Annotated in this window: 13 protein-coding genes; all 13 read right to left on the bottom strand. The window is 61.0% G+C overall.

What is annotated here, in order from left to right; all coding sequences use genetic code 11:
- Positions 1 to 963: 963 nt before the first annotated feature.
- Complete coding sequence (locus NL64_RS27725) at positions 964 to 1,830, bottom strand: CsgG/HfaB family protein (protein ID WP_034151258.1); 867 nt, start codon at positions 1,828 to 1,830, stop codon at positions 964 to 966.
- A gap of 30 nt (positions 1,831 to 1,860) precedes the next feature.
- Positions 1,861 to 2,295 (bottom strand): curli assembly protein CsgF, encoded by a 435-nt coding sequence (locus tag NL64_RS27720; RefSeq protein WP_034151257.1) that lies wholly within the window; start codon positions 2,293 to 2,295, stop codon positions 1,861 to 1,863.
- Entirely contained in the window at positions 2,292 to 2,681 is a 390-nt protein-coding gene (gene csgE / locus NL64_RS27715; protein WP_034151256.1) for a curli production assembly/transport protein CsgE, read from the bottom strand. The genes NL64_RS27720 and csgE overlap by 4 nt, the downstream gene beginning before the upstream one ends.
- Entirely contained in the window at positions 2,678 to 3,217 is a 540-nt protein-coding gene (locus tag NL64_RS27710) for a type II secretion system protein (RefSeq protein ID WP_034151255.1), read from the bottom strand. Before NL64_RS27710 ends, csgE begins: the two co-directional genes overlap by 4 nt.
- Positions 3,192 to 3,566 (bottom strand): type II secretion system protein, encoded by a 375-nt coding sequence (locus NL64_RS27705; RefSeq protein WP_034151254.1) that lies wholly within the window; start codon positions 3,564 to 3,566, stop codon positions 3,192 to 3,194. Before NL64_RS27705 ends, NL64_RS27710 begins: the two co-directional genes overlap by 26 nt.
- Positions 3,567 to 3,570: 4 nt before the next feature.
- Positions 3,571 to 4,044 (bottom strand): type II secretion system protein, encoded by a 474-nt coding sequence (locus NL64_RS27700; RefSeq protein ID WP_034151253.1) that lies wholly within the window; start codon positions 4,042 to 4,044, stop codon positions 3,571 to 3,573.
- A gap of 2 nt (positions 4,045 to 4,046) precedes the next feature.
- Positions 4,047 to 5,879, bottom strand: a complete 1,833-nt coding sequence (locus NL64_RS27695) for a secretin N-terminal domain-containing protein (RefSeq protein ID WP_034151252.1) — start codon at positions 5,877 to 5,879, stop codon at positions 4,047 to 4,049.
- Positions 5,876 to 6,394 (bottom strand): hypothetical protein, encoded by a 519-nt coding sequence (locus NL64_RS27690; protein ID WP_034151251.1) that lies wholly within the window; start codon positions 6,392 to 6,394, stop codon positions 5,876 to 5,878. The genes NL64_RS27695 and NL64_RS27690 overlap by 4 nt, the downstream gene beginning before the upstream one ends.
- The gene (locus NL64_RS27685; RefSeq protein ID WP_034151250.1) at positions 6,394 to 6,942 is read right to left on the bottom strand and encodes a GspMb/PilO family protein; all 549 of its coding nucleotides are present in this window, start codon (positions 6,940 to 6,942) and stop codon (positions 6,394 to 6,396) included. The genes NL64_RS27690 and NL64_RS27685 overlap by 1 nt, the downstream gene beginning before the upstream one ends.
- The gene (locus NL64_RS27680; RefSeq protein ID WP_034151249.1) at positions 6,929 to 7,474 is read right to left on the bottom strand and encodes a PilN domain-containing protein; all 546 of its coding nucleotides are present in this window, start codon (positions 7,472 to 7,474) and stop codon (positions 6,929 to 6,931) included. The genes NL64_RS27685 and NL64_RS27680 overlap by 14 nt, the downstream gene beginning before the upstream one ends.
- A 1-nt stretch (position 7,475) precedes the next feature.
- Positions 7,476 to 8,279 (bottom strand): hypothetical protein, encoded by an 804-nt coding sequence (locus NL64_RS27675; protein ID WP_034151248.1) that lies wholly within the window; start codon positions 8,277 to 8,279, stop codon positions 7,476 to 7,478.
- Entirely contained in the window at positions 8,260 to 9,966 is a 1,707-nt protein-coding gene (locus NL64_RS27670; protein WP_034151247.1) for a GspE/PulE family protein, read from the bottom strand. Before NL64_RS27670 ends, NL64_RS27675 begins: the two co-directional genes overlap by 20 nt.
- 84 nt (positions 9,967 to 10,050) lie before the next feature.
- Entirely contained in the window at positions 10,051 to 10,581 is a 531-nt protein-coding gene (locus NL64_RS27665; protein ID WP_034151246.1) for a response regulator, read from the bottom strand.
- Positions 10,582 to 10,717 lie beyond the last annotated feature (136 nt).

Here is a 10,717-nt window from a genome sequence, read left to right as displayed (position 1 = left end):
CCTCGCCACAATGGGGCAGCGCTTGGCTTGGCGGGTTGAGGTTATCCAGTGTTAGGTTCACCGCGCGTTTTTTATGAGCCGCAAAACAACTCTGGCGAGCGAGCTTACTCGCGCTGGGGTGCGAAGCGGCCCCAAATCAGTTAACTGCGTTTTTTCTGATATACCGCATTCGCCGGGTTTGGGGTCGCTGCGCAACCCAGCGGGAGCAAGCTCCCTCGCCACATTAGGTCAGCGTTTATGCTTGCGGGTTGAGGTTATCCAGCGGCGGATTTACCGCGTGTTTTTTATGGAACGCAAAACATCAGGCCAGCTCCTACAGGAGATCGGAAGTGTCTGCGAGAGATTCGCCGGCTGTCAGGCCGCCATCGCTGGCAAGCCAGCTCCCACACAAAAGAAAAGCGTAGACACCCCCATGCTTTCCACCACTCATCAGGCCGAGCGTTAGCTCGCCTTCAGCTCTTGATCTTGATCCACCCGCCCCTTCGGGAGGCTGAGTGGAGGTGTTCATCCGGGGAGTGGCGCGCAGCGCCGTTCGACGCAGTCGCACACGCTGCATGTAGGTCGAAGCGAAGCAGACCGGAGGGCAGTGTCCCCGGATGGATACCGGAGCGAAGGAACGCCGAGCCCCAGCGAGGGGCCGGACGCTCGGGGCGAGCCTTTTTTTGCTTACTTTTTTTGGCGTTTGAAAAAAAAGTGAGTCGCCGTAAGGGCGAAACCATAAGTGGCCGTTACCGCTGAAATGGATATGTACGCGAACAATAAAAGACAGGTCGGCTGTCAGGCCGCCTTCGCGAGCAGGCTCGCTCCTACAGTGGATCGGGGTACAGCCGTGAGTGAGTGGGCGGCTTTGAGGCCGCCATCGCTGGCAAGCCAGCTCCTACAGTAGATCGGGTACATCCGTGAGTGAGGGGGCGGCTATCAGGCCGCCATTGCTGGCAAGCCAGCTCTAAAGGCGACCTCGACTCACTCATCTTCAGCCTCACCCTCAGGCATAACCTTGTTCTGCGTCAGGTACCGATCCAGCGTCGCATTGGTCGGCGAATTATCCCCCGCCACCTGCCACAAATGCCGCTCGATCCCCTGGGCCAGCATATGCCCCACCGCCGCCTCGATCGCCGACAACACACACAATTGCGCCGGTTCGTTGGTGGTGTAGCCGACCTCGGCCTCAAGCAACTTCTTGAACTCGATAAACTTGAACACCCCGGCACTGCGGGCCACGGAGTAGATGGTCTTGCTGGTCATCACGTTGGCCAGCACCTGGCCGCTGCGCACGTCGACCGCCCGCAGGTTGACCGTGACCTGGTCCACGCGATATTCGCGGGAAATGTCGATGCCCAGGTAACGTGCCCCTTCCCCACCGCTACGCACGTTGGTGTCGTAGGCGATGATCCCGCCTTCGAGCATCATGTTCGCAGCTTGCAGCGGTGGTAGCTCACCCTGGATGTTCACCGGTGTATTGGGTTTTTTCTGCGAGGCGCGGATGATCTTGCGCTCGGTCAGCAGGTTCTGCAGCCCTTCACGTTCCAGCACCACGAACCAGCCGCTGGCCTGCAAGGCGTCCATCAACATGCTGGCCGCACCTTGGGTCACGCTGGTGGAGAACGAGCTGGCCGGGGTCGGTTTGTATTGCCCGGTCTGGTCGCGGAAGCCATACACCACCGCCATCAACCGGCCCTTGGGTCGGGGCATGTTAATCAAGTCGTAGTAGGTCGAGGCCCTCGGAGTCAGGGTCGGGGTTTCAGTGTCCTGCTCGGCCGACATTGGCTCGCGCAGACTGCACCCTTGTAATGCCGCCAACATCAGCCCTAGCGCTATTATTTTTTTCATGTCCTTTACTCCCCATTGACCAGAATCCCCTCAAGGGGCCAGGCCATTCACCTGAATTTCCGAAACTTCGCCGGTAGCCCGGTCGGTCACTTCGATCGTCAGCGCGCCCGAGTCGTCGAGGACATTGACGATAAATGCATCGGTGGACAGGCTCCCCGTGTTGCCTGTGGAGATGTTGTCCAGCAATTGCCCCAGCAATCGCGATTGCAACTGACTGCTGAACCGCTCCAGGGCCGAAGTCCCGGTCAATGAGGCGCGGTCTTTCAAATCAGGGTCGTCGTAGTCGTTTTGCGCCTGGGCGTTGTTGAGCAGCCAGGTGCCGTTCAACGGGTTGCCACCGAACGACGGGTTGATCGGCGTGTAGACCAGCTCTGTGGCCTGGACCAGGCCGCAACTGCCGAGCCCGACCAACCAGACGCCGGCCAATGAGCGCGCGTGGCGCTGCAAGAACGTTTTCGCTTTCATAATTCGTCCCTCTCAAGGTCCGTGGTGTCCTGCAACAAGGCTTCCAGCTTGCGCTGGACAATCTGCCCGCGTACCCAGTCGGCGGCGGCATAGGCCTCGTCCTTGAGTTCCACGGTGTTCGGCGGCAGGAAGCGCCGATAAACCAAACGTTGTTGAAATTCCACGGTCACCAGGCTGCCCCAGCGCGCCGAAGGTCGTTCGCGTACCACCAGGTTGAAATCCATCGGGCTGGTGGCCCGCAGGCGTTCACTGAACGAGTAGTAAAAGTCATGGCCGATGTGCGAGATCGTGTCGTCGATGATGAAACCGAGCATTTCTTCCTCCTCGGCGGCCGAGGCTACAGAGGTCGATAACACCAGGATCAAGGCCAGGCAGAAGCGGTTCATGGCTGCAACGCCTGAGGCGATGGGGACTGGCCTTTGGCCGGGCCCGAGGATCCATCAAGGAACGACTTCTCGGCCACGAACTGCCAGTCCTTGTAGCTGGCCATGCCGTTGAAGTCCGACCACTGAGTGGGAAAGTCCGCCTGCTTCAGTGGCTTGTCCGTGGACGGGCTGCTGATGCCGGTGATGCGCCCGTCGAAACCACGCATCAGGAACCATTCGCCACCGCCAATCGGGTCCGGGTACAGCTGGCGGATATGATGTTTGGCGCTGGGAAAGCGCTCGTCCTGCAACAGGTCGGCAAGCTCTTTCGGGTACTGGGCCAGGCCTGGCGAACTGCGGTAGTAGCTGCGCAGCGCCTGGGCGTATTGAGTGCCAACCCACAGCAGTTGGTGCTCGCGATCACGACGTGCGGCCGTGGCCCACAACTCACCGGCACTGGCCAGGCCCATGCCCATCACCATGATCAGAAACAGCACACCCAGGTAGGTGAAGCCGTCTTCTGAAGCAGGCTTACCACTCGGAATAAAGGCTGCCATCACGCGCCCTCCCTGTGGCACCGCTCTTGATATCGGCCACCCCGCCCGCCACGCCGTCAGGCGGCGCGACCATGACCCAGGTGTCCTTGCGTTCGGCAATCGGGTCCATCGGTGGGTTGCGCAGGTAACGCTGCTCGACCAGTTGCTCGATGGAGTCGGGATAACGCCCGGTGTCGCCGTAGTAGTGATCCAGTGCTTCGCGCATCGCCGACAGGCTCTGGCGCAGGGTGGTCTCTTTCGAGGCCTCCAGGCTGTTGAAATAACGTGGCAAGGCGATGGTCATCAGCGTCGCGATGATTGCCATGACCACCATCAGTTCGAGTAGGGTAAAACCCTTTTGCCGGCGCATATGCTCACCACTCCCGATACGCGATGCCGTTGAGACCCTTGCCACGGGCCTTGGAGTAGACGTCAAAAATGTCTTCGCCTTCCCGTGGGTTTTCAGCCGTGCTGTCATAGGAGCGCACGCCCCAGCCACCTTCGTCGTCACGCTTGACTGCGGCCAGCGGGTCGTGTGGCACGCGCCGCAGGAAATAGAACTTGGCCCCCTTGGCGCTGCGCACATCGCGCACGCCTTCCACCAGCACTTTCAAGTTCGGCGGGTAGCCGCTGCTGTTCAGCGACTTCTCGATGTAGCCCGCGTCGAAAGCACGTTTGTAGGCGTCAATGGCATCGCGGATCTGGTACAGCGCGGTGCGCAATTCCTGCTCTTTGCCCCGGCGCACCACGGTCTCGGTCAGTGGCGCGGCCATGCCGGCCAACAGGCCGATCAGCGCGAGCGTCACCACGACTTCGATCAAGGTAAAACCGCGTTGCGAGGCGTTCATGATCAAGGCTTCCCGACGGTAACGGTGGTAGCGATCGGTGCGCTCATGCCATTGGCTTTAACTTCTTCGACCTGGACCTTCGAACGATCCGGCGCCTGGATGTGCATGCTGGTTTCGGTACCGGTAGGGAATTCCATGTCCGACGGGCTCTGGTACGGCAGGTTGCGCACGATCCGCGGGGTGATCGACAGCACCAGTTCGGATTTGCTGACGTCATCCTTGTTGCTGCCGAACAGGCGGCCAAGGCCGGGAATGTCGCCAAGGCCGGGAATCTTGTTGCCGGTGCTGCCATGGTCGTTACGCATCAGGCCGGCGAGGATCTGCGTTTCGCCGTCATGCAGGCGCAGGGTGGTCTGGGCGTTACGTGTATCGACCTGGACCGGAATCGTGCCCTGGCGGGTCGGTTCCAGCGGCGTGGCGTTGCTGACTTCCAGGGCCACTTTGATCGCCACTTCGTTGTTCAGGTGCACGGTAGGCTGCACTTCCAGTTTCAAACCGACATCCAGGTAAGTCACGCTTTCGGTGATCACCGGTCCTTGGGTCGACGGCACGGAGGTGGCGCTGATGATCGGCACGCGCTGACCGATGTGGATGCGCGCCTGCTCACGGTTGCTGACGCGGATGACCGGGCTGGCTAGGGTGTTGATGTCCTTGTCTGCGGCGTTGATCTTGGCCTGCGGCGATGGATTGATGGTGATCCGGCCGGAGTTGATGCCTTTGAGTTGATCGAGAATGGTCACCGCCGAACCGTCGCTGTTGACCACGCCAAAAGTGTTCGGCCATTGCAGGCCAAGGTCGAGAATCCGCTGGGTGGCGACTTCCATCACTTCCACTTCCAGCACTACTTCCGGGTTGGACTGATCCTGGGATTGCAGGAGCTTTTCCGCCATGCGCACGGCATCGCCGGTGTCGCGCATGGTCAGGGTGTTGAGACGTTCATCGACGAACACGTCGCGGGTCTTGAGCATGGTCTTGACCATGTTCAGCGCGGTGTTGGCGTCGATGCTGGTCAGGTAGAAAGTGCGCATCACCAGCTCCTGATAATCCTTGAGCTTCTGCGGCGAGTCCGGGTAGATCAGCAGGGTGTTTTCGTTCACCACTTTCTGGTGCAGCTGGTTCTGTTGCAGCAGCAGTTCCACGGCGTCTTCGATGCGTACATCACGCACGAAGATGGTGGCTTTCATGTCCGGACGCAGGTCCTTGTCGAAGATGAAGTTCAAACCGGCGACCTGGGACAGCACTTCGAAAATGGTTTTCAGGTTGGCGTCGCGAAATTCCAGGGTCACCGGCCGGTCCAGGCGGGTGCGCAGTTGTGGATACGCCACCACGTTGCGGCTCTGCACCAGGCGGATGTTGCCTTGCAGCTCCAGGGCGCCTTCGTTGTTCGGGTCCAGTTCGAGGATCTGCTTGACCTGACGCTCGGCGCCGTAGATGTCGCCACGGCGCAGGTCGCCACGGGCCAGTTCGAGTTTTTCATCGAGGCTGCGCATATGTTCGAGCTGGCGCATGGAGTCCTGAGCGCGGCGGTTGTTCGGCTCGATGGTCAACACCCGACCGTAAGCCATGCGCGCCGAGGCGAAATCGCGCTGGGCGCGGTCCATGTCGCCCTGGGTCAGCAGCGCCGTGACCGCACGGGCACGGGAGCTGTTGAGCGCAATGTGCAGCTCGGTGTCGCGAGGGTCTTCCCGCAAGCCCTCTTCGATCCGGGCCAGGCCCGCTTCGTACTGACCTTGTTCGATCAGCTCAGAGGCTTCTTCCTTGGCCACCTGCGCCGAGCTGCACGCGGCCAGCCCTGCACAGAGACAGAGGCTCATCAGCAAACGGGATTTGTTCATTGCGCGCTCCCCACAGACAGAGTCTGGGACAAATGCAGAGGCAGATAGACCAGGCTCAGTTCCATGTCGGAAATCCGCTCGATCTTCCATGTTTCGTCGATCACATCCCCTTTGCGCACGACGTATATTTTTTCGCCGTTCTGCAAAAACACTTGCAGGTCGGTGCGGTCATCCATGCGGCCAATGAACTGGAAAGGCATGGGCGGTGCAGTGGGGATCTGCACCACCGGTGCGACGTTGACGGGTTTTTCGGTGACGCTGGCCAGGGCCGGTGCAGCCTTCCAGCTGCGGGAAGCGAACAGGTCGCCGGCCGGGCTCAGGTCCTTGATCGCCACGGATGCGCCGGCGGCTTTTGCGGCTGGCAACACGCCACCGGACTTGCCTTTGGCGGGCGTGGCCACTACCGCCACTGCAAGGTCGTTGTCATCGGCCTGTTGGAAGTATTCGGAGAACCAGGTCAGCGCCGCGGCCACGCCGAGAAACGCCACCCAACCCACTGCACGTTTGTTGTTCATCATGACCTCGACAGGTAAAGGGTCATGCGGATCCGCCCGTTAAGGTCGGTGTCGGCGATCTTTTTGCGCTGCAACTCAAGTTCCTCTACCACCACTGCCGGCAACTGGCCGAGCAAGGCGTGCATGAAGCGCCGCAGTTGCGGGTAGCTGCCGCGCACTGGCAACAGAATCTGATAGCGCGCCAGGTGAGTCTTCGGATCAATGCCCAGCGAGTACTCGCCGCGCGACAGAGTGATGCGCTCCTGTGCGGCCAACGCGTAGATCTTGTCGATGGCGACGGTGGCTTGAGGTTGCGATGGCAGCTTGCTGCGGAAATCATCGAGCTGACGTTGTGGCACCACCGGTGCGGCCACGCTGCCCTCCTCGACCTTGGCCAGGTACTCGCTGGCTTCGCGGGTCTGTTGGCTCAACTGCTGCAACGACTGCCAGTCCGGCAGCAATCCGGCCAGGCCGTAGGTCAGCGCCACCAGCAGCATGGCCAGCCCTGCCAGACCGGGCACGCCCAGGCTTTGCAGGTATTCGTGGACGATCAATCTAGGGATTTGCATCGCCGATCTCCCAGGTAGCCGACAGGTTGAAACGGACCGGTTGTTCCGGCACGTTGGCGACGATTTCGTGGCTGAGCAGCGACACATCGGACAGCTCGTCGCTGGCTTCGAGGCGGCGGTGGAAGTCGAGCATGGCGTCCAGGTCCCGCGCCTCGGCGCTGATCCGCACCTGGCCTTTGCGGGCGTCCGGGGTCAGGGTCAGCAAGGCAACGTTTTCACGGGGCATGGCTTCGAGCGTGGCGAACAGACGCTCCCAAGGGCGGCGCAATTGCTGCGAGACCTTGCGCATTTCGGCCAGGTTCTGTGCCTGCTCGCGGGTTTCCGCCGGGGTCAGGCTGACCTTGGTGCCGCTGTCGCCGGTGAGCACGCGTTGCGCGGTTTGCAGGTGACCTTGCTGTTGTTCGGCCTGCTCACTGAGGTGTTGCTGAATGACGGTGCAGGTCAGCGCCAGCACCACGCCACCGGCCAGCAGGCTCCAACCCAGAGGGCTTGAGCGGCGACGCGGCTGAAAGTCGAGCATCAAGGGGCGCATGTCAGGCCACCGCCCGGGACATGACGTACAGGCAATCGTGTACGGCTGTCCGGTCCTCTTCGAGGGTGCGCAGGTGCACACCTGGCACTTCAGGGTGCGAGTCGATGCGCGCCGGCGCATGCAGGTAAACGTTCAGCGGCCGCTCGCTGGACGAGGCCTGCAATTGGCTTTCACGACCGATCAGCGCGGTCAGTGCGGCATCGCTGTCGCTGCTGCCCACCGAACGCACCGATGTCCAGCGCCCTTCGCGCGCCACCAGCATCACGCTACGCACCGGTTCGGCGACGACGAACAGGAAGTCGCCGGCGCCGAAGCTTTTATCGAAATGGTTGAACGCCGCCATCAAGTACGGCTGCACCGAGCGCAGGCGCAGGCCACGACCGCTGGCCAGGGTACGCAGACGGTCCAGCAGGTCTTGCGGCAATGCCGTCGCGACGCGGTCGTAGCCGGCAGGTTCGGCCGAAAGCACCAGGCTCCAGGGTTGAGTCGGCACACCGTAGAGGTCTTCGAAGCACAGTTGGGCAAACCCGAGCAGTTCGTCCGGGCTGCTGATTTGTTCGCTCCAGGGCACCAGGCAGAACCGGCTGAAGTGACCGGAAACCACCACGGTCAATTCCGCACCGGCACCGGCATGTTCACCCAGCAGACGGTCGAGGGTTTCCAGGCCCACGGCCCAGCCATGGAAGCCTTCGTCGATGAAGCCGACGCTGCCCAGCCACAGGGTTTCACTGCCCTGCCGCTGGCCGAGGCCGACACCGTTGGCGCCGAGGACGGCGACATAACGCTCACGAGATAAAAGTGACACGATTGATCTCCTCGAGAGTAGTCCGGCCGTGTTGCACCAGTTCCAGCGCCGATTCGCGCAGCAGGCGCAAACCACGTTTGCAGGCGTGGGCCTTGATTTTCGAAATGGGTTGGCGCTCGACGATCATTTGCCGCAGTTCGTCATCCAGGTGCAGCAACTCGGCGATGGCGCTGCGTCCGCGGTAACCGGTGCCGCGGCAATGACCGCAGCCTTTGCCGTGGACGAAGTGGTAATGCGCAACGTTTTGCGGATCGAGCCCCGAGGCTTCCAGCTCTTCATCTGTCGGGGTGTAGGTGCTGCTGCAACTGCTGCACACCAGGCGAATCAAGCGCTGGGCCAGCACGGCGTTGAGCGCGGAGACCAGGCTGTAAGGGTCGATTTCCATCTGGGTGAAGCGACCAATCACGTCGAACACGTTGTTGGCGTGGATGGTGGTGAAAACCAGGTGCCCGGTGAGTGCCGATTGCACGGCGATCTGGGCGGTGTCGGGGTCGCGGATTTCCCCGACCATGATCTTGTCCGGGTCATGGCGCAGGATCGAGCGCAAGCCCCGGGCGAAGGTCAGGCCTTTTTTCTCGTTGACGGGGATTTGCAGCACGCCCGGCAGTTGGTATTCCACCGGGTCTTCAATGGTGATGATCTTGTCCACGCCGTGGTTGATCTCGGTGATCATCGCGTACAGCGTGGTGGTCTTGCCGCTGCCGGTAGGCCCGGTAACCAGCACCATGCCGTAGGGTTCGGCGGCGAGACGGCGCAGTTGGCGCAGGGTTTCGTCTTCGAAGCCCAGGGCTTGCAACTGCACGCCGCTGACTTTGTCCGCCAGGTCCTGTTTGTCGAGCACCCGCAGCACCGCGTCTTCGCCGAAAATGCTCGGCATGATTGACACCCGGAAGTCGATCTGCCGGCCGCTGATGCCGATTTTGAAGCGACCGTCCTGGGGCACGCGTTTTTCGCCGATGTCCAGTTCAGCCATGACCTTGACCCGGGAGATCACCTGTTCGGCGAATTCGCTGCCCTGGATTTTGCTGATGTTGTTCAACACGCCATCGATACGGTACTTGATCACCAGACCGCTGCCGGTGGTGCCCAGGTGGATGTCACTGGCGTGCATTTTCAAGGCGTCGTACAGGGTCGAGTTGACCAGTTTGACCACCACGCTGGAGTCTTCGCTGATGCTGGTCAGGGACAGGCTTTGCAGGTTGTCGATTTCGGTATTGGCGTCGGCCTGGGCGTTGAGCGATTCCACCGCGTGGAAGCTCTCTTCGTGGCGCGCCAGGTAGGCTTTCAGGTCGTCGGCATGCACCAGGTACAGCGGCGCGCCGTGCAGGCAATCGTCGATCCAGGCCAGGCGTGCAGTGTCGAAGGGGTCAGCGAATACGCCAATGACCTCATCGTTGTGACGCAGCAGGGTGAATTCGCGCTTGAGGCACTGGGCCAGGGTGACCCGGTCGAATACCGGGGTGGCTTGAAACAGGCTGTCGGTGTCGAGCACCGGATAATGCAGGGTCGTGCCGAGGCACTGGATGAAGGGCATGGGAGCCAGTTCGCACAGTTCCCCGAGGGCATTGAGGACTCGCTCGCCAGAACTGGCGGCCAGTACCCGAGCCTGGGCCAACTGCTCACTGGAAAACCGGGTAGGTACAGACTCCAGCAGCGACGGTTCGACGACAACGGATAGACGGTCCATGGCTTGCTCTCCAACGCCCGGGGCTTTTGGCCCTGTCGGCGCGGCGAGCTGTTTCGGTGGAGGCCGGAACGTCTTGTCGCGCCACTACTCCCCGGTGAGCAATTGTTCGTTGTCTGGCGTCTTGGAGGTCGAACTTCTTCGTCGATCTGCAAGCACCCAACTACCGTCGTACAACTGCAGCGGGAAATTTTCGGTCCTGCTCTGGCGTCGTTCGACGAATCCTTCGGAGCTGCTCACACCCGCTTTGGGTTCGCGCTGCCTTCCCAGAAGATCAAGCACTGCACGGGCCAATTCCGCCATCGGAAAAGGTTTGAACAGGATGTGGCTGACTCCCAGTTGCCGGGCCCGCTCGCAAACTTCTGCGGTTGGATGCCCTGTGATCAGCACAAAATGACAGTTCCTGTTCTGGCGGACGGCATCGAGCACCTGAAAGCCTTCCATATCGGGCAAGCGGTAATCGAACACCATCACATCGGGTGAAAAGTCTTTGGCTTCGCCAATCGCCGATTCACCGTTGTGAGCTATCCGGACTTCCAGTGCTTGCGCCTGCAGGTAACCCTGGAGGTTTTCCGCTAGCAGCTGTTCGTCTTCAACAACCAGTACTTTGTTTAACAAGGTGGACTCCTTGAAACCGCAGGTCCGAATACCGAACCTGGCGGAGTGCGCGCCTTGATAGGTCTAACGCACACTTCATGCCAGGCTGAGCGCCGGTTGGTTTATTGCTTCATGTCCCTGATTTTAAAAACAATCT

Source organism: Pseudomonas fluorescens (assembly GCF_000802965.1).
In the GTDB taxonomy this organism is placed as follows: domain Bacteria; phylum Pseudomonadota; class Gammaproteobacteria; order Pseudomonadales; family Pseudomonadaceae; genus Aquipseudomonas; species Aquipseudomonas fluorescens_A.
This window is presented reverse-complemented; position numbering and strand designations above follow the sequence as displayed.